9 protein-coding genes are annotated in these 21,062 nt (G+C 65.2%); 6 read left to right on the top strand and 3 right to left on the bottom strand.

Translation table 11 applies throughout. From position 1 onward, the window contains the following. Positions 1–5: 5 nt before the first annotated feature. The 3 genes from QX010_RS07555 to QX010_RS07545 are packed head-to-tail and all read right to left on the bottom strand — an operon-like array spanning position 6 to position 3,150. Positions 6–1,040 (bottom strand): 2Fe-2S iron-sulfur cluster-binding protein, encoded by a 1,035-nt coding sequence (locus QX010_RS07555; RefSeq protein WP_315799879.1) that lies wholly within the window; start codon positions 1,038–1,040, stop codon positions 6–8. Then, a complete protein-coding gene (locus QX010_RS07550) occupies positions 1,040–2,971 on the bottom strand; it encodes an ethylbenzene dehydrogenase-related protein (RefSeq protein WP_315799878.1) in 1,932 nt (643 codons plus the stop codon). The genes QX010_RS07555 and QX010_RS07550 overlap by 1 nt, the downstream gene beginning before the upstream one ends. Then, positions 2,968–3,150, bottom strand: a complete 183-nt coding sequence (locus QX010_RS07545; protein WP_315799877.1) for a hypothetical protein — start codon at positions 3,148–3,150, stop codon at positions 2,968–2,970. Before QX010_RS07545 ends, QX010_RS07550 begins: the two co-directional genes overlap by 4 nt. Before the next feature lie 777 nt (positions 3,151–3,927). Between QX010_RS07545 and QX010_RS07540 the strand changes: the two genes are divergently transcribed. The 6 genes from QX010_RS07540 to QX010_RS07515 all read left to right on the top strand — a co-directional run bounded on the left by QX010_RS07540 (position 3,928) and on the right by QX010_RS07515 (position 20,595). After that, positions 3,928–5,790: a type I secretion system permease/ATPase gene (locus QX010_RS07540; RefSeq protein ID WP_316178628.1), complete on the top strand. Its 1,863-nt coding sequence runs from the start codon at positions 3,928–3,930 to the stop codon at positions 5,788–5,790. Between the two features lie 3 nt (positions 5,791–5,793). Next, the gene (locus QX010_RS07535; protein WP_316178627.1) at positions 5,794–7,746 is read left to right on the top strand and encodes an HlyD family type I secretion periplasmic adaptor subunit; all 1,953 of its coding nucleotides are present in this window, start codon (positions 5,794–5,796) and stop codon (positions 7,744–7,746) included. Between the two features lie 67 nt (positions 7,747–7,813). Beyond that, positions 7,814–9,943: an autotransporter strand-loop-strand O-heptosyltransferase gene (locus QX010_RS07530; RefSeq protein WP_410051929.1), complete on the top strand. Its 2,130-nt coding sequence runs from the start codon at positions 7,814–7,816 to the stop codon at positions 9,941–9,943. Positions 9,944–10,494: 551 nt separating this feature from the next. Continuing rightward, positions 10,495–13,761, top strand: coding sequence for a hypothetical protein (locus tag QX010_RS07525; protein ID WP_316178624.1), 3,267 nt, complete (start codon positions 10,495–10,497; stop codon positions 13,759–13,761). A 560-nt stretch (positions 13,762–14,321) separates the two neighbouring features. Further along, positions 14,322–16,142 (top strand): hypothetical protein, encoded by a 1,821-nt coding sequence (locus tag QX010_RS07520; RefSeq protein ID WP_315799872.1) that lies wholly within the window; start codon positions 14,322–14,324, stop codon positions 16,140–16,142. A 226-nt stretch (positions 16,143–16,368) separates the two neighbouring features. Further along, complete coding sequence (locus QX010_RS07515; RefSeq protein WP_316178622.1) at positions 16,369–20,595, top strand: sulfotransferase; 4,227 nt, start codon at positions 16,369–16,371, stop codon at positions 20,593–20,595. Positions 20,596–21,062: the final 467 nt, after the last annotated feature.

The following is a 21,062-nucleotide window of genomic DNA, read 5'->3' as shown; positions in this document are numbered from 1 at the left end:
CGATGTCATTCGGCCGGCTGGAACATCGCCGGCCGGCCGCGCTGGCTGTCGAGCCATCCGGCGAGACGATCCATCAGTCCGCCGCGGGTCTCCGACGGTTGCGCCGACGACACGAACGGATCGCAATGACACTTCGCGCCGGCCGCGCGCGACATCTTCGCGACCGCCTCAGTCATGGCCGGCGCGCCGCAGGTATAGACGACGTCGTTGGGCGTGAGCTCCGGCATGTGTTCGGTCGGCCGGCCGCTGCGAATCGCGGGCGAGACGTTCTGCGGCTCCGACACGATCGGAATGATCTTCACGTTCGGGAAGCGCGCCAGGCGGCACAACGCCTGATGCATGTAGAACGACTGCAAGGTGCGCGACACGACGATGAAGACGATCTCGCGCTTCGGATTCTCGGTGATGGCGGCGACAGCGATCGCCCACATCGGCGCGAAGCCGGTGCCGCTCGCAACCAGGATAATCCGGCCGCGATGCTTCTGCCGGAAGAACGCGGTGCCCAGCGGCGCCGTCAGCTTGACGCGATGGCCGACCTGGATGTCGCGGCCGAGCGCCGACGACACCAGGCCATCCTTCAGGATGCGGATGTGCAGATACAGCAGATGGCTGTCGGGCGCGCCAACCATCGGGTAGGTCGGGCTGTAGCAGCGCGTCGGAAAACCGCGGTACTGCACCTTGGCGTATTGCCCGGGGAAGAATCGCAGCGGCTTCGGCATCTCGAGGGTGACGCCGACGACGTCGGGCGCGAGCCGCACGAGATCGCCCACCTCGCAATTCATCGTCACCGTATCCGGCACGGGCTCGGTGATGATCTTGAGGTCGGACACGACACGCGCCTGGCACGCATGCGCCATGTCGCCTTCCATCCCGCCGAACAGCTTGCCGTCGACGACCGTTACCTTGCAGGAGCCGCAGATTCCGCTGCGGCAGTCATGGGGCAGATCCACGCCACTGTTGATGGCGCCGTCGAGCAGGATATCGCCCACATTCGCGTAGAACGTTTCCCTGTTGTACTGGATTTTGCAAATCTTACCCATTACTGCACCTCAAGTCGCATCGGCCGGATCTGCCTCGTATGTCGGATCTGGGTGTGGTCGAACGCAGCGACTCGCATGAAGACACCGTTCTTGATCGGGACGTCGTACTTGCTTTTCGTGTCCATTTTGCGGGCAATTTCGAGCGTCCAGTGGCCCGCGGCCCAACGCGCTGCGCAACGGATGTCCGCGCGATCGCCAGTGAACTCGCCGCTGACGAGCACACCGGGCACGACGGTCCCGATCGGCGTCTGGGCATCCGCCTCGGCCGAATACGGCACCGATTCGGCCTCGGTCATGAACCAGCGTGCGCCTTCGCTCTCGCCGATGTTCGGATCGAGATTGATCTCGCCCATCGCCGCGGTCATCGCGGCGACGTCCTTCGGAAGGCGCTTCGGTCTCACGCCCCGATTCCCCAGTCTTGCGGCCTCCCTGTCGATCACGAAATTGTCGGAATAGTTCGCGGTCCCCGGATCCGGTGCGAACCCGCCCTTGTAGGGCGTGAGTCCCTTGACCTGATCCGGCGTGGGTTCTGCAGGCGGACCGAAATGATCATCATCCATCCATCCGGTCGGGCCGCCGCTCGTCGCCTTCCACAGCCAGGCGTCGGCATAGAGATTCGGCGCCGGCGTGTAGTGGATGCCGCGACCCGACAGCGTCGGCGGCTTGTCCGGCATCGGCTGCGAGCTCATGTGAAAGGTTCGGTCCGCGGCCAGGGTGATCGGCAGCGTCGTGAACAACAGCGAGAACTTGTCCTCGTTGAAGTCGTTCTCGTCGCCCTTGTCGAAACCGTTCTGCAGGAGATGCCAGCCGTCGGCCTTCTTGATCAGCGGCAACTGCTTCAGCGACCGCGTCGGGTCCTCCCAGATGACGAGGAAATACACCCACGTGCCGTCATGCGCGGCCTTGATCCAGACGCGCGATTCGCCGGTACCGTCGAAATTGTCGCCCTGGTTGGTCGTCACCATGTGCGGCTGGATGTTGCGCCAGACACGATCCGACGAATCGCCGTCAAGCGTCGGCGCATCCGATGTCGCGATTCGGTACACCGTGACGGTGTCCTCGGCGTAGTAGTCGGCGGCGAACATCGCCGAACCGATCACGATGGCCGCGGCGATCGCGACCATGAACGGGTTGGACTGGAAGCTCGGATTGCGGCGACGGGAGTTGCCCTTGGCAGGTGCCGGCGGCGGACGCATGCGGCCTGGCGGCACCCGCGGCTCCGAACGTGCCCGCAGCGGCTCCTCCATGCGCCGCGGCGCCGGCATCGGCTCACGCGCTGCAGGCCGCGCGGCCGGCGCAGGCCGCTTCGGAGGCGCCTCCGCCTCCTCCAGCTTTTCCGACTGCTCGACCAGCATCGTGAGCAGTTCGACGGGATCGAGCTTCGGCGGCGGCGGCGGCAAGGGCGCCGGCCGGAACACGCGATAGAGCTGCATCTTTCCGCCGATGCTGAAATGAACCAGGACGTGCAGCACCACGAAGGCCGGGATCACCCAGGTCGCGTACCAGTGGATCATCATGGTGACGTAGCCGGAGGCCACGCCGAAGAAGAGCATGCCTCCGGTGACGATCAGGATCGCCATGGAGATGAAAAGCACCCAGTGCAGCATCACACTGATCGAGCCCAGCCGCGCCGGCCGGCGGCCGAGCAGGCCCTTGAAGCGCATCTTGTCGATGGTGACGCGGCGACCGAGCCCCGACTTCGAGATATAAATCATGTAGGCGACGGCGACGCTCGCAAGCACGACCCCAGCCGGCATGTGCCAGGTCCAGGTCCGGTGCCGGGGCAGCAGCCAGTCGAGATTGTTGGCGATCCACGCGTGTCCAGGCGCTTCGGTCGCCATGCGAAGCCCCGTCAAGAACGCGATCACAGTGGCCCCAACCAGGGTCCAGTGCAGGATGATCGTTCCATAGTCGGTCTTGCGGATCTTCATGCGTGCGCCTCCAGAGCTGCGCGCACGCGATCGGCGCGATTTACCGCCGACCTGGCGACCGTATTTCGTCTCAGCGGACCGATCCGGCGCAGGATGATGAAGTATTCACTCCTGCGGGCCGCCCCTCGACCCGAATCCATTCCCGCATCACGCGTCTCGATGGTGATGTCGTTCAGCAACTTTGTCGTCCCCCGGATACGCTTTACTAAGTGAGCAACTTCGTCCGACTTCGGCGTTACGGCGCCGTTCTGCACCCAATCGTTGCCCCGCTACGCTTGAGCGTGACCGGTTGGATCACGCCTATGGTTGATCAACTGCCGTGGCCCGAGCCGGTGACGAGTTGCTCGGATTGCACGCGGACTGATCTGCTTGGTCCTCCCTGGAGCTGATGTTGATCTCGTGCGCCCGATGCTTGACGGGTCACTGGTTCCACAGCGGCCGCACGTTCGATGATAGAACACATCGTCGGCCGCCATGCCTGGCCGAGCTGATTGCACGTCCTGGATTGGTGCGCGGGGCCGCATGTCCTCGTGTTGCCGCCGCCATCATGATCGTTCTCCGCACCATCATCGAATACCGCATGATCGAGATGACAACGCCTGTGCGTTGCACCGCAGGAAGATTTATTCGGCTTCGTGGCGTCATTCGGCCCGGACCGCGACCAATGAGTACGGAACCAAGGTGATAGACGGACGAATGTGTGACGCGCGTCGCGTGCCGATGGCTGTTATCACGCTGCAACCATCGACGATCGCGGACAGATTTCGCACAGACCCGATCGCTCCGAACGACGCCACAACTTTTCAGAGCCGACCCGGCGCATTGCGTCTCGCGCCGGTCGTGTGCCCGCGACGCTGCGACGGAATTGCCCACATGTCCAATTGTTGCCGGAAAATCGTCGGTATCGACTGTCAATAGCGCGGAGTGAAGCACTGTGTTTTGGGAGACGCGCCTGGATGAGTCTGGCTCAAGAGCGCCCGAGAACGAAAGCCGCGGCTGCCCTCAACGACCTTCTCTCGGGAAGCGACGATCCGGTGACGCGCGGGTTGCGCCAGGCTGTGAAGCGCATGGCCGGCATCGGCGTGTTCAGCGGCGTCATCAACATCCTGATGCTCTCGGGCTCGGTTTATATGATGCAGGTCAATGATCGCGTCGTTCCGAGCAAAAATCTCGCCACGCTCGTCGGCCTGTCGGTGATGATTCTGGCCGTCTATCTGATTCAGGGTTATTTCGACGCGTTGCGCACCCGCATGCTGTGCCGGGTGGCGACCGTGTTCGACGCGAGCTTGCAGGACGCGATTCATCACGCTCTGGCCACCCTGCCCCTGCGCGGTACCAAGCCGATGCTGATGCAGCAGCCGCTGCGCGATCTCGACCAGCTGCGCGCCTTCATGTCGAGCATGGGACCAACCGCCTTTCTCGACATGCCATGGATACCGATCTTCCTGATCGGCATGTTTCTGTTTCATCCGCTGATCGGCATCACGGCCGTCATCGGCACGGCCGGAATCATCTCGATGACGCTGGTGACCGACCGGTTGTCGCGTCAGGCGAGCAAATCCGCCAGCGATACGAGCGCCGCGCGGCAGGTTCTCGCCGATGCCACCCAGCGCAATGCCGAGGTGATTCGCGCGCTCGGAATGCTGGATCGCTTCTCGGCACGCTGGAACGCCGTCAACGAGCGCTATCTGAAGGACAATATTCGCGCCAGCGATGTCTACGCCAATCTCGGGGCCGCCGCGAAAGTGCTGCGCTTCATCCTGCAGTCGGGCATGCTCGGTATCGGCGCGGCGCTCGTCGTCTCCGAACAGGCGTCCGGCGGCGTGATGATGGCCTCGTCAATCCTGATGGGCCGCGCGCTCGCCCCGATCGAGATCGCACTTGGCAGCTGGAAACAGCTGGTCGCCGCGCGCCAGGGCATCGCGCGTCTGCGTGATATCTGCAAGGCCACGGCCAGGCCGGAAGCGCCGCCGGTCGCGTTGCCCCGCCCATTCCGCGAGCTGACCGTACAGGAGCTGACGGTCACCGCGCCGGGCACCGATCGGCCGATCGTTCAAAACGTGTCGTTCTCGATCAAGGCAGGCACGGGTCTGGCGCTGCTCGGCGCGAGTGCCTCCGGGAAGACCTCGCTCTCGAAGGCGCTGGTCGGCATCTGGCCTGCACAGCATGGATCCGTCCGCCTCGACGGCGCAGCGCTCGACCAATGGAGCAACGAGGATCTCGGCCGCCATATCGGCTACCTGCCGCAGGACGTTGCCCTGTTCGATGGCAGCATCGCCGACAACATCTGCCGCTTCGACGAGAATGCGAGCTCGGATGCGATCCTGAAGGCGGCGCAGATCGCCGGCGTGCACGACATCATCCTGCGGCTGCCGGAGGGCTATTCGACGCGAATCGGCCAAGGCGGCATGTCGCTGTCGGCCGGTCAGCGGCAGCGCGTCGGTCTGGCCCGCGCGGTGTATGGCGATCCGTTTCTCATCGTCCTCGACGAGCCGAATGCCAATCTGGACACCGACGGGGAGAACGCGCTCAGCCGCGCCATTCAGATCATGCGGCAGCAGAACCAGAGCATCGTGATCGTGATTTCGCACCGTCCCAGCGCGCTGAATGCGCTCAACATGGCGCTGGTGCTGTACGAGGGCAAGGCGATCGCATTCGGTCCCTGCCAGGAGATCTTTGCCCGAGTCGCCGGGGCCAACAAGGCCGCGGGACCTGCCGTCGCGCATGCCCCCGCTCCGCCCAGGGTTGCTGCTCCCGCAGCGGCGCCAAATCCGAACGCCCGCTCGCTTCGTCGCGCCGCCCCAGCAGAAAGCGCTTGATCAATGAAACACATCAACGACTTCAGGCCGTTCGACGACGACGACTATGTACGACCGAAGACTCGCGCGGTCGGTCCGCAGGGCGACGCATTGATCCTCGAGCTGCAGCGGCTGCAGGGCGCATTCGACGACGGCTCCGACGAGGACCCGCGACAACGCCGCGGTGCACGTGACGGCGGCAAGAAGCGCCGGCGTCCGCCGCCGTCGCAGGGCAGGCCGAAGCCGCGCAAGAAAAAGGGCAGCACCATGGGCCGCGCCCTCGGTGCGTCGCTGTCGCTGTTCGGTCTCGGTGCCCAGGCGCCCCGGGCACGCCGCGGTGAAGGCATCCGCGAGATGGACTGGCAGCAGCCCGCACCGATGCGTGGCTACGAGCCGGAGCTATCGCCGCCGCCGCGCCATCCGCCTGCACGCGTGGCGGGCGGCAATTCGGCGCCCGTGCTCGACCTGCAGGATGCGCGGCGCGACGGCAATTTCGGCGTCGGTGCGCCGCGACCGATGGGACAGCAGAACCTCCCTGCCCGCCTGGCGCATGCGCCCGTCGTTCCGCAAACCCGGGTCGGCCGCCTGGTCGGCACCGCCGGCACGGCCTTGACCACCGGCATGACCTTCATTGCGACGCAAGGAACGGCGGCTGATCTCGACGACGGCTCGGACGAATCGCTGGTGCCGCGCGTCAGCCGCATGTTCGAGAACGAGCTGCGTCTCGGCTTGCGGGTGCTGCTCGTCGCCGGCGTTCTCGGCGGCGGCTGGCTGACCCTCGTGCCGCTCGCCGGCGCGATCGTGGTCCCCGGCAATCTCGTGGTGCAATCCAACGTGAAGGCCATTCAGCATCCGACAGGCGGCATTGTCGCGGAAATCAAGGTCGACAACGGCAAGCGCGTTGCGGCGGGTGATCTGCTCGTGCGGCTCGACGCCACGCAGAGCCAAGCCCAGCTCCAGGCGATCACCAAGCAATTGAACGAGCAGCGCGCGAAGATTGCACGGCTCTCGGCCGAGCGTGACGGTCTCGATCAGCCGGACTATCCGTCCACTCTGACCTCACGTCAGGACGATCCGAATGTCCGCACCGTGATCGCGTCGGAGAACGCGCTGTTCAAGGCCCGTGCCACGACCCGCAAGAGCCAGAAGGAGCTGCTGCAGGGCCGCATCGTCCAGCTGAACAACGAGATCAGCGGCATGGAGTCCCAGCTCGAATCCAAGAACAAGCAGATCGAGTTGATCAAGGGCGAGCTGGCCGGCGTGCAGGAGCTCTATGACAAGCGGCTCGTTCCACTGACGCGACTGACCACGCTGCAGCGGGAAGCCGCTCGAATCGACGGTGAACGCGGCCAATTGGTGTCCAGCGTGGCGGAGACGAGGTCCAAGATCAGCGAAGCCGAGCTCCAGACCGTCAAGATCGATCAGGATTTCCGCAGCGAGGTGGTCAAGGATCTCAGCGAGTCACAGGCCAAGGAAGGCGATCTGGTCGAGAAGGGCGTCGCCGCGCGCGACCAGCTCGATCGCATCGAGATGCGCGCGCCGAACTCCGGCACCATCCACCAGCTCGCGATCCACACCATCGGCGGCGTCATCAAGCCGGGTGAGACCGTCATGGAGCTGGTCCCCGATTCGGACGAACTGCAGGTCGAAGGGCACGTCCAGCCCAAGGACATCGATCACGTCCACACCGGGCAGGATGCGATGGTCCACTTCAACGCCTTCAACCAGCGCACCACGCCGAAATTGAGCGGCCAAGTCTCGTTCGTGTCGCCTGACATCACCAATGACCCAAGAACCGGCTCTACCTTCTACACGGTCAGGATCACGCTGTCCGACGAGGAGCGCAAGCGGCTCGGCAACGTCAACCTGATGCCCGGCATGCAGGCCGAAGTCTACGTTCAAACCGGCAGCCGGACGATGCTCAGCTATCTGATGAAGCCGGTTCTCGATCAGTGGCGCCGCGCCTTCGTGGAGTAACAAGACCGAACAGCCGCGGTCGGCGCCATCGCTCACGAATGAACGCAGACCGCGTCGGCACCTCAACATGAACGTTGCAAATTTTCCCCGCACCTCGGACCCGGCGATGGTGCCGACGAGTGCGTTACCGTCCGCCCAGCCCGGCGCCCGCACCGAGGCGTCTGATCAGGCACGCAAGCCGCGACTGCCACCGCCAGCGGCCATGCCGACCCAGGAGGGTCCCCAAGGGCTGCGCTTCGATTTCAACGACGGCTGTCGTGTCATGCTGCCCGACACCGGACACGCCTGGCGCGTCCGGTTGAGCGATCTCGAGACTGCCAACGTCCTGTTCGACATCGACCTGCGCTCTGGGCACGTCAACAGCAGCAAGCGCTACTTCGTCCCGTTCAGGCTGGAAGTGTGGTCAGGGCCCGAGCTGCTGCTGTGCCACGACTATGACGCCACCGACCGCGACGTCCTGATCCAATTCCCGGTCGGCACGATCGGCGACATCATCGGATGGATGAGCTATGTGGTGAAGTTCAGGGACCTGCATCGATGCCGCCTGAGCTGTGCGATGGGCGAGCCGCTGATCCCGCTGTTCCGCGCCGCCTACCCAGACATCACGTTCCTCAGCCACGACACGGTCCAGGCGGAGCGATACTACGCGACCTACTCGGTCGCGCTGTTCTTCGACGATGCCGAGTTCGTGCATCATCCCTGGGATTTCCGGCAGGTCGGTCTGCATCGGACAGCAGCTCATATTCTCGGCGTCGATCCGGCCGAGCAGCCGCCACGCGTCGCGTTGAGCGAAGAGAGCCGTCCCATCGAGGACCCCTATGTCTGCATCGCCGTGCAGGCGACGACCGCATGCAAGCACTGGAACAATCCGGAGGGCTGGCAGAGCGTCGTGGCCTTCCTGCGCGCGACCGGCTATCGCGTGATCTGCGTCGATCAGACCGCGGAGCGCAGCCACGGCGCTTTCCGAACGCAGATTCCTGCCGAAGCCGAGGATCAGACCGGCGACCGGCCGCTGCCCGAGCGCGCCCGCTGGCTCAAGCACGCCGCGTTCTTCATCGGCCTTTCCTCGGGGCTGTCATGGCTGGCCTGGGCGGTCGGCACTCCGGTCGTGCTGATCAGCGGCTTCACCCACCCGACCAACGAGTTTGCGACCCCCTATCGGGTCATCAACCATCACGCCTGCAACAGTTGCTGGAATGATGCCCGTCATCGCTTCGACCATGAGGACTTTCTGTGGTGCCCGCGATGGCAGGGCACGTCCCGGCAGTTCGAATGCACGCGCCTGATCACGGCCGCGCAGGTCGAGGGCATGTTGCGCCGAATTCCCGGCTTCGGACGGGGATTGCGTCCGCAACCGCGCGCCTCTCAGCAGCAGGCGCCGCCTGCGCCCTTTGATCGGGATCGAGCCTCGAGAGCAGAGTCTGCGCCGGAATCCGTGGAGAGCGACGAGCCAGTCGCGCTCGCCGCGCTGCTGGAACGCCCGCGCGGCGATGTCGCCCGCGGGGGCCTTGCGGTCGGCGTCACGGTCGCCGCCGGCAGGCTGCTGGATCAGGCCGCCGCCGGGATCGCGGAAGGCGATCGCGCAGCCACCGCCAGCGATCTCATGGGCGCGTTGCAGAACTACAAGCAGAGCATCGCCATCGTCAGGTACCTGACCGCAGCCAATCCGGACGACGCCGGGTTTCAACGCAACCTCTCGGTCGCCTTGAACCGCATCGGCGCCGTGTTGTTCGTTCAGCGAAACCTCGAGGCTGCGCATGCCGCCTATTCCGCCAGCCTCGCCATCATCCGGAAGCTGACCGCGGCCCACCGCGGCAATCTCAGCTTTCAGCGCGACCTCGCCTGGTGCCACGCTCTGCTGGCGGATGTGCTCACCGCCCAGGGCCGCCATGCCGAAGCCTTCGAGCAGCGTCGCGCCAACACCGCGCTGATCACCCATCTCGCCAACACGATCGCCAACGACCCGTCGCTGCAGCAGGCGCTTGCAAATTCCTATCAGAGTCTGGGCGATGCCTTCCTTCCGCTCGGCAACATCGACGGCGCCCTCGCCGTCTATCGGATCAGCCTGGGCCTGACCAAGCAAGGGCTCGACGCGAACGGGCAGAATGACCCGGCCTGGAATCAGCTCTACACCACACTGCTGCAGAAGATCAGGACTGCGCTCCTGGCGCAGCGCCAGGCCGCGCCGCCGTCCTGAACGGCGCGCGGCGAGGTCGCCGACACGCCCAGACGCCTTTGCCTCTAACTTCCCCGACACACAATCCATCGTGGCGTTTTTCCAGCGATGGCGCTGAGACAATGCCGCGCGCCCGCGTCGCCGGGCAGCCTTGACAGCATCAGACCAACCCTGCGTCTGATCGCTGGAGACCGGCCACTCACCGGCGAGATGCAGGCAGCATCTTGACGACAAGATGCAATTCGCGCCCGGTCGCCGCACCGCGCAGTTGCTGCTTGCCGCCAGAAATCAATCACTTGGCACGCGATCGCGGCGCATCTGTCACAGATCCGCGATGTCCCGAGAACAACATATTTGCGGACTCCCCCACGCCTTTTTTGGCCCGATTGCTCCGAGCATATAGCGAGGTGCGACAAAGTAGCGCGCGTCAGAAGAACGCGCGACACAGCGGCGCACGGGCGTGAGGCGCGGCGCATCACGTCCGACGCAGGGCCGATGCGCTTCCGCATCGTCCGGCCAGTTTCGGTACGGGGCCCTGCCGGGCGTCGGATGAACTTGGGGAGAGATGATCTATGGCGAATAACACCTTCAACCCGACGGCGCTGGCCAACGGAACGTCGAACCTGCTGGTGCGCGCCTCAGCGCTCAACATGTCGACCGACCTCGTCCAAGCCGGCGTGGTGTTCAACGATGCGGTGCGCGCCTCGCTCGGCCTGTTCTCGCAGGCCGGCAGCGGCAACTCGAACCCGTTCCTCGGCAGCTACACGACCGATCTCCACGCCGTGCAGAACGACATCGCGGCGATGCTCGCAAATCCCGGCCAGGTGACCCTGGGCGGCCAGGCCTTCACGCTGAACGCGACCGACACCGCCGTTCTCACCAACGTGCAGGCGCAGATCTCGACGCTGCTTACGGCCGCACCGCAGACCACGAATGCTGCGACGATCACAGCCGCGGATCAGACGCTGCACGCGGTTCAGCAGGAGATCCTGCAGGAGATCAACGGCGACGCGCATCTGTCCGGCGCGCTCAACAAGGTCAACTTCCTCGCCAACACCGGCGGCCAGGACGTCGGCTTCCAGAACACGCCGGCCGGTGCCGATGATGCGGCGACCCTGGCCGCAGCGACCGCAGGCAACACGCTGAAGGATGTCGGCCTCGTCTTCAACAAGGTCGTCGACCTCGCCTCCGGCGGCATCCACACCGGCAATCTTCAGGAGGTCACGACCGACCTCACCGCGATCTCGCAAGGTCTGACCAACATTCTCAACAACAAGACCCAGCTCGCACAGATCGAGAACGGCGAAACGGCGAACGCGGCCGCGCTCACGACCATCCATCTGCAGACGGTGCTCGGACAGGTCAACCTCGAGCTCAACCAGTATGCCAAGGCGGAAACGACCGGCAATCAGGCTGCGTTGCGCGGCACGGCCGACAACCTGCTCGACAGCATCGACATCATCCAGGGCGACGCCAACCTGAACATGGCAGCCGGCGGCAACGGCATGCCGGGCCATGCCGGAGGCTTCGCGGAGGATCCCGGCGGATTGACCGGCACGGTCACCAAGTTCCAGGACAATCAGGCGCAGACCAATTTCTGGGCCGCGTTCCTGGCCGAAGCGAACACCATCAACGCAACCCTGCAGAAGATCTCGACGGGCGGCGCGCAAGCCAGCGCGGCATTGATCACGCAGATCCAGAACTACCAGCAGTTCGGCGCCAATTTCGACGCCGCCCAGGGCAATGTCTTCCGTGGCCGCTTCGACAACGAGCTGCTCAGCGGCACGCTGGAAGCCGACTCGGCGGCCGCCGTGAAAGGCTTGCAGGGCATCCTGAACGGCGACACCGGCGCGGCTCTCGCGGCGGACAAGGCGGCGATCAACGCCGCCGGACAGGGCTTCGCCGCTGACGCCATGGACGTCTCCGGCAACAACATCGCGATTGGCGGCGCGACCTATGTCGGCACGGCCACCACGGTCTCGACGGCGACCTCGGTGCACGGCCTCGCCCACGGCACGATCCCGGTGACGGCGACCCCGAACATCGCCAACGGCACCGGCGGCACCACTTCGACGCCGCCGAGCAGCGGCGGTGGTGCCACGCCGGTCAACTTCAGTCCGACCGCGCTCGCCAACGGCACGTCGAACCTGCTGACTCGCGCCACTGCTATTCAGCATTCGACCGATCTGGTGCAGGCCGGCGTCGTCTTCAACGATGCGGTCCGCGCTTCGCTCGGCCTGTTCAGCCTCGCCAACAGCGGCAACTCGCCGACGTTCCTGAGCAGCTATCAGGCCGACATCACGGCGGTGCAGACCGATATCGCCGCCATGCTGGCCAATCCAGGTCAGGTCACGCTCGGCGGACACACCTTCGCACTGAACGCCACTGACACGGCAGTCCTCACCAACGTCGAGGGTCAGTTGGGGACGCTGCTGCAGGCGGCGGGGCAGTTTGCGAACGCCACCACCCAGGCTGCCGCCAGCCAGACCATTCATGCGCTCCAGCAGGAGATCCTGGGCGAGATCCACAACGACGCCCATCTGGCGAACGCGCTGAACAACGTGCCCTTCCTCGCCAATACCGGCGGCCAGGACATCGCCTTCCAGACCTCGCCCGCCGGCGCGGACGATCCGGCGAGCCTTGCTGCGGCGACCGCTGGCGCCAGCCTCAAGGACGTCGGCCTCGTCTTCAACAAGGTGGTCGAGCTCGCCTCCGGCGGCATCGACGCGGCGCACCTGCAGGAGATCAACACCGATCTGACTGCGGTCTCGCAGGGCCTGACGGCCATCCTCAACAACAAGACTCAGCTAGCGCAGATCGAGGCCGGCGAGACCGCCAACGCGGCGGCGCTGACCACGATCCACCTGCAGACCGCGCTCGGTCAGATCAACCTGCAGCTCAACAAATACGACGCGGCGGCGACCACGGGAAATCAGGCGGCGCTGCGCGGCACGGCCGACAATCTGCTCGACATCATCGACATCGTCCAGGGTGACACCAACCTCAACATGGCTGCGGGCGGCAACGGCAATGCCGGCCATTCCGGCGGCTTCGCCGAAGATCCGGGTGGACTGACGGGCACGGTCACCAAATTCCAGGACAACCAGGCACAGACGAATTTCTGGGCTGCATTCCTGGCCGAGGCCAACACCATCAACGCCACCTTGCAGAAGATCTCGACCGGCGGTGCGCAGGCGAGCGCGGCCCTGATCACGCAGATCCAGAACTACCAGCAGTTCGGCGCCAATTTCGACGCCGCGCAGGGGGCCGTGTTCCAGGGTCGGTTCGACAACGAGCTGCTCAGCGGCACGCTCGAAGCTGACACGGCCCATGCCGTCAAGGGCCTGCAGGGCATCCTCAACGGCGACACCGGCGCAGCACTTGCGGCAGACAAGGCGATGATCGCCGCGGCAGGCCAAGGCTTCGCGGCGGACGCCATGGACGTCTCTGGCAACAACGTTCCCGTCAATGGCGGCACCTATGTCGGAACGGCCACGACGGTCTCGACGGCAACCTCCATCAAGGGCACCGCGCACGGCACCATTCCGGTCACCGCGACACCGAACCTGGCCAACGGCACTGGCGGCACAGCTGCGGCAGGAACCACCGCCGGCGGTGGCGCGGCAGCCGGTGGCACCGCGGCGAACGGAGGCACGTCGACCGGCGGAGCGGCGGCTGGCGGCACATCGACGGGTACGACGGCCAACAACGGCAGCAACGCCGCGCATCACAGCGATCATCATCATCACGATCACAGCCAGGGCGCGCATACGAACCAGGCCGCGGCTGCCGGTCCCGACATGTCGCATCTCCACGCGATGCATCACATGTGGGGTTGATGAGGCAGCCGCAGCAGCTGCTGCGGATCGGATACCCGGGAGCGCAGATGAGGTCAACTCACGCAGTGCTCCCGGGGGAAATGAGAAGGACGATGAGCCGGGCGAGACGACACGCGTTGAAGAAAGGAAGCCTCTGAAGATCAGCAAAGATGCATGTTCCGTTCCGCACTGTGAAGCCTCGTTACGCTGGAACTTTTCTAAGGAGAGATCGGCGACCAGCCGCAAGATCGGGGCAACTTCTTGTCTGGACCGTGCATCGAAGCTTCGCTGAGCGGTGATGTTGCAAGGATGCAACGACGGAATTCAAGGAGTTAGTACGCTTCCGAGCGCGGCCGTGACCCGGCTGCGACAATCGTCGTTTGCCCGAACAACATCATATTTGAGGACTCCGCGGCGCTTCTTTTGGCCCCATTGGAGCAAATAATTCCCAGGTGCTCTGAGGCTGCGACATTTCGCCCGCTCCGCGAGGAGGTGAACGAGATGTCTCAGCCCGATCAACGCCCGCGTGCTGCCGAACCGCCAAGCAGCAGACGCCGGGTTGAAACTTGGGGAGATGATCAATGGCAGCCAATACCTTCAACCCGACGGCGCTGGCGAATGGCACGTCCAATCTGCTGGTTCGCGCCTCGGCGCTCAACCTGTCGACCGACCTCGTGCAGGCCGGCGTCGTTTTCAACGACGCCGTTCGCATCTCGACCGGCCTGTGGTCGACGCCGCAGAACAGCGGCAACTCGAACCCGTTCCTCGGCAGCTACACCACCGACCTGCATGCCGTGCAGAACGACATCAACGCGATGCTGGCCAATCCCGGAGACGTCACGATCGGCGGCAAGGCCTTTACGCTCAACGCGACCGACACCGCGGTGCTCACCCAGGTCTCGAACGAGATCACGACGCTGATTAACGCGGCGCCGAACACGACCAATCCGGCGACCCTCGCCGAAGCCGACCAGACCATCCACAACGTGCAGATGCAGATCCTGGCGCAGATCCAGGGTGACGCGCATCTCTCGGCCGCGCTCAACAACGTTCCCTTCCTGGCCAACACGGGTGCCATGGATGTGGCATTCCAGAGCCTTCCCGCCGGCAACGACAGCGCCACCAATCTCGCTGCAGCGGCCGCGGGCGACCTGACCGCCATCGGAACGGTGTTCAATGCCGTCGCTGACCTTTCGCTGGGCGGCATGAGCGCCAACAATATCAACCAGGTCCAAGCCGACTTCACGGCCGTGGCGCAGGGTCTCCAAGCGATCCTGAACGATCCAGCGAAGCTCGCTGCGATTGAAGCAGGTCAAACCGCTGTCGATGCCCAAACGACGACGCTGCATCTGATGACGCTGCTCAGCCAAGCAAACCTTCAGATCAACAACTACAACGTCGCCGAGACGATGGCCAATCCGACGGCGCTGCGCGGCTCCGCCGACAACATCGTCGACATGATCGACGTGTTTCAGAACGACGCGGCCCTCAACGCGGCGGCGGGCGGCACCGGCATGCCGGGACACGGCGGCGGCTTCTCGGAGATGCCCGGCGGCCTGACCGGCACGGTCACGAAGTTCCAGGACAATCAGGCGCAGACCAATTTCTGGGCCAATTTCCTCGCCGAGGGCAACACGCTGGGTGCGAAGCTGGTTGCGGTGGCCAATGGAACGGGGACGGCGTCGCAGGCCCTGATCGACCAGATCACCAACTACCAGAACTTCGGTGCGGCATTCGATGCGGCGCAGGGCGCGGTGTTCAAGGGACGCTTCGACGACGAGCTCGCCGCCGGTGCTCTGCAGTCCGACACCATCATGGCCACGAAGGCGCTGATGGGCATCATGAACGGCGACACGGGTGCGGCCCTGGCGACCGATCAGGCGATGTTGAAGGCTGCCGCCGCGAACTACATCGGCAATGCCGGAGACATCGCGGGCAACAACATCGCGATCGGCGGATCGGCCTACGTCACGTCCGCGACGAGCTTCGTGACGGCGACGGCGGTCAATGGCATTGCCCAGGGCACCGGTATGCCGGCGGGCGCCACGCCGAACATCGCCAACGGCACGGGCGGAACGCCTGCGAGCACGACCACGCCCGGCGGCGGCATGGGCGGAGGTGGCACGACAGGTGGCGGCACCACCGGAGGCGGCACTGCCGGCGGAGGCACCACGGGTGGCGGGACGACCGGAGGCGGCACGACGGGCGGTGGAACGGCCGGCGGAGGAACCACCGGCGGCAACAACAACACCACCACGACCCATCACTGCGGCGGCCACCACAGCCATCACAGCAGCCACCACACGGCGGCGGCCGCGGCGGCGCCAGCCGCAACCGCTGCAGCCGCATCGAGCGGTCCGGACATGTCCCACCACCACGCGATGCATCACATGTGGGGCTGACGCCCTCGGCAACCTGACCAACATTGGCCGGCGCAGACCCTTGGGTCTACGCCGGCTCGTTGCGTTGTGGCAGCACCGGCCATCGACGCTGCACGTGGCCGGACAAATTCCATGCACTGCTCGAAGGGTTCTAGCCGACCGCTTGCGATCGGCCTCGTCTAAGCCTCCGTTTCGCTTCAATCCGCCTCGACAACGGCATTCGTCGAACATTCAGCAAGTTGTCATCATGAACGAGCTCGCCGTCGCCTTCCGCCCCCGCCTCGTCCCCGCAGCGTCCGACGGCGGACAGCCGTCGGCGGCCGCGCTCAGCGATCAAGCCTTGCGCATCGCCGAGCAGGCCTACCGGAAAGTTCTTTCGCTTCAGCCCCGTCATTTCCGCACTTTGTGCAGCCTCGCCATGGTCCGCCTGCAGCTGGGCGACACGCATGAGGCACGCGCCCTGCTCGACCAGGCCGCAGAGGAAGCCGGCGACGCCGCGGATCTGCAGCTGTCGCTCGGCAAGACCTTCGCAGGTCTCGGCGACCTCGCCAGAGCGAGCACGCATCTGCAGCGTGCCGTCGCGCTCGACGAACGCTCGGCCGAGGCCCGGCTGCTGCTCGGCAGCGTGCTCACCAGCCTTGGCGATCCCGCCGGGGCGGTTCGGCATCTGGAGCTGGTGCTGGCCGCGGACGCAGGCAGCGCCGATGCACACCAGGCGCTCGGCTTTGCCTTGCAGCGCCTCGACCAGTACGAGCGCGCGCTCGCGCACCACGAGGCCGCGCTCGACGCGCGGCCCGATTTCGCCGCAGCCGCCGCCAGCCTCGGCGACGCCTGCCGCATGCTCGGGCGGCATTCGGAAGCCATTGCCCACTACACGCGCGCGCTCGCGATCCAGCCCAATGCGCCGGTCGTGCTGCTCAACATCGGCGGCTGCCAGCAGGCCGCCGGCGAGCTCGATGCCGCGATCCGCACCTATCAGCAGGCCCTTGCCCTGAGCCCGCATCTCGCCGAGGCGCACTACAATCTCGGCAATCTGCACCTGGAGATGAAGAGCGTCCCTGCCGCCATCTTCCATTATGAGCGCGCCATCGCCGAACGGCCGGACTTCCCGGAGGCCCATAACAATCTCGCCAATGCCCTGCAATCGCGCGGCAAGCACGACCTGGCGCTCGCGCATTACGACGAGGCGGTGCGCCGGCGCCCCGACTATGCCGTCGCCCACCGCAACCGCGGCGATGCGCTGCGCGACGTCAAGCGCTACGAGGACGCCGTCGCAAGCTATCGAACGGCCCTCGCCCACGATCCCCGCGACGCGACGACGATGAACCATCTCGCCGGCGTGCTGATGATCCTGGGACGGCTCGACGAGGCGGCGCTCGCGTATGAATCCGCCCTGGCTGTCAACCCGCGCAGTATCGGCACGCACCTCAACTACGGCGTGGTCAAGCCGTTCGCGGTCGACGACGCGCGCTGGGCGCCCCTGCAGGATCTGGCCGCGAACTCGGAGACGCTCACCGAGGATGCGCGCATCGCCCTGCACTTCACCCTCGGGCGGGCTTATGCCGACATCAAGGACGGCGAGCGGTCGCTGGTCCACCTCAACGCCGGCAATGCTCTCGAGCGCCGCCGCATCAACTATGACGAGAACCAGACGCTGCGCCAGATCGAGCGCATCCGCGCGGTGTTCTCCAAGGACATGCTGCAGGCGCGCGCCGGCCATGGCGATCCATCGCCGGCGCCGGTGTTCGTCATCGGCATGCCCCGGTCCGGCACCAGCCTGGTCGAGCAGCTCCTCGCCAGCCATTCCGCCGTGCACGGCGCCGGCGAGGTCAACTATTTCGCGGCCGCCGCGGGACTGTTCACCGACCGTGCCCGCGGCGACTATCCGGAGATGCTCGCCAAGCTGTCCGACGCCGACATTGAGGCCCTCGCGCGCGCCTATCTCGAGCGGTTCACCGACCTGCCGGCGGACACCAAGCGCATCGTCGACAAGATGCCGTCGAACTTCCTGTTCGCCGGGCTGATCCATCTCGCGCTACCGAATGCGCGCATCATTCACGTCCGGCGCAATCCGATCGACACCTGCCTGTCTTGCTACACGCAGCTGTTCGCCGAGCCGCAGCCCTTCGCCTACGACCTCGCCGAGCTCGGCCGCTACTACCGCGCCTACGATGCCCTGATGGGTCATTGGCGCAAGGTGCTGCCGGACGGCGTCATGCTGGAGGTGGCGTATGAGGACGTGGTGCGCGACTTCGATGCGCATGCGCGCAAGATCGTTGCGCATTGCGGGCTCGACTGGGATGACGCCTGCCTGTCGTTCCACGAGAACGCGCGTCCGGTGAACACGGCCAGCCTGGTCCAGGTCCGCAAGCCGCTGTTCTCCGGATCGGTCGGCCGCTGGCGGATGTATGGCGACCGGCTGAAGCCGCTGCTCGATGCGCTCGGCAGCGAAGCCGTGCGGCCGACCATTGCCGAGGCGATCGCGGGCGCCAAGCCGCCCCAGCCCGTGAACGTGGCCCCGCCCGTGGTTACGCCGACGACAGCATCGCTTTCCTTCGCTTCGCAGCAGGCCGGATCGTTGCAGACTCTGGTCGAAGACGCCGCCGCCGTGGCAAAGAGGCTGCAAGGCCGCGGCGACTACAAGGATGCCGAGACGATCTACAACCTGATCCTTGCGGGGCGGCCGAACCAGTTCGATGCGTTGGTCGGGCTCGGCATGATCTGCACCACCGCCAACCGGCTCGACGAGGCCAAGGATTTCTTCGTGCGCGCGGTCGCGGTGAACGACAAGTCCGCCGAGGCCCATGGCAGCATCGGAGCCGTCGAGGCCTCCGCCGGCCACTATGAGACGGCCGTACAGCATTACGAGACGGCGCTTGCGCTGGCGCCGAGCCACCCTGGCATCCTCTACGCCTTCGCCATGGTTCGCCAGAACCAGGGGCTGATCGACGAGGCGATGGCCCTGCTCCGGCGGGCGATCGACAACAAGCCGCAGCACCTCGATGCGCATTTCGCACTCGGCAACCTGCTCTACACCGCAGGAAAAGACATCGAGGCAGCGAAACACTACCTCAAGGTCCTCGACTTCAGCCCGGAGCATGCCGAGACCCACAACAACATCGCCAACGTGCTGCTGCGCCAGGGTCATCGCGAGCGCGCCATCGAGCACTACAAGCGAGCGATCGCGAGCCGTCCCGACTATGCCGACGCCTATGGCAATCTCGGCAACGCCTTCCTCGAGCTCAACCGGCTCGAAGAATCGATCGAGCAGAACCTGCTGGCCATCAAGATCAAGCCGGAACGCTTCGGCTCCTACAACAATCTCGGCGTCGCCTATCAGGCGCTCGGCCGTTTCGAGGAGGCAACGGCGGCGTTCCAGAAGGCCTTGGAACTGGCGCCGGACGACGCGCCGATCCACCTCAATCTCGCGAACATGTCGAAGTTCAAGCCGGACGACAGCCGGCTTCCTGGTCTGCGGCAGCTGATCGAACGCGTCGACCAGCTCGACCAGGAGAAGCAGATCGCAGCCCATTTCGCGTTTGGCAAGGCGTTGTCCGACCTGAAGGACTACGACCTGGCCTTCGCGCATCTGCAGAAGGCCAACACCCTCAAGCGCAAGACCTTCGACTACGACTCCGAGCAGCGGCTCGGCATGATGAAAAACGTCGCGACGCGCTTCACGCCCGAGTTCTTTCGCATGGTTGCAGGGCACGGCGACGATTCCTGGGCCCCAATCTTCATCGTCGGCATGCCGCGCTCCGGAACCACCCTGATGGAGCAGGTGCTGGCCAGCCATTCCAAGGTCTTCGGCGCGGGCGAGCTCGAGACCTTCAAGGATCTCGTCGGCGAATGCGCCAACCGCCAGAAGGTCGTTCCGGCGTATCCCGATCTGATCACGCTGCTGCCACCTGAGGAAATGACGAAGATCGGTCAGGAATACACGGCCCGCGTTCGGACCTTGGCGCCCGAAGCCGACCGCATCGTCGACAAGATGCCGCTGAACTTCCTGTTCGTCGGGATGATCCATGCGGCGTTCCCACGCGCCAGGATCATCAACACACGGCGCGACCCGCTCGACAACTGCGTCTCCTGCTATTCGCTCCTGTTCACCGGCTCACAGCCCTTTGCCTACGACCTGACAGAGCTCGGCCACTACTACCGGGGCTATGAGGGCGTGATGGAACACTGGCACAAGGTGCTGCCGCCCGGCGTCCTGATGGACGTTCGATACGAGGATCTGGTCGACGACCTCGAGGGCGTGTCGCGCCGCGTGCTGGCCCATTGCGGGCTCGACTGGGAGGATGCCTGCCTCGACTTTCATCGCACCGAGCGCATGGTGCGTACGGCGAGCCTGATGCAGGTGCGCGAGCCGATCTACCGCCGCTCGATCGGAAGCTGGCGCCGCTACGAGAAGCATCTCGGGCCGCTGTGCGAAGCCCTCGGCATCGACCTTCCGCCGCCGGAAACCACATGACCGCCGGCAAATAACCGGGTGCTGTTGCCCAGGGATCGGTGACAGGCGCGGCACCCGGCTATCCGGCCGCGCGGCGGAGCGGCTCGAGCATTGTGCTCCAGGGCCTTTAAGAAATTATCTTCGTCATACGCAGAAGCGTCAGTTTTACTACGCAGACGCGCCAACTGATAACACAACCATAAGTTCGCTGACCTCTTCAGCCATGGGTCCAGGAAATTGCGTTCGAAGACCGACCAGATCGCGCCCGTTGAGCCGGCAGGAGCGGCATCTTCGGTTGTCCTCATCAGTACAGTTGATAGCTCGGCGCCTTTAGTTGAGCTGTGTCGAGCAATATGCCGTGATGCAGCACCGGTCTATACACAACCTATAGGCGAATTTCCGGCACCTGTCCTGACGTCCCGGTTCATCTGAGGCCGCCGCCGGTACCGACGAGGGCGTGTCATCCGCCACGGTCGTCTCGGCCTGCA

The sequence above is a fragment of the Bradyrhizobium sp. SZCCHNRI1009 genome (genome assembly GCF_032487575.1).
In the GTDB taxonomy this organism is placed as follows: domain Bacteria; phylum Pseudomonadota; class Alphaproteobacteria; order Rhizobiales; family Xanthobacteraceae; genus Bradyrhizobium.
This window is presented reverse-complemented; position numbering and strand designations above follow the sequence as displayed.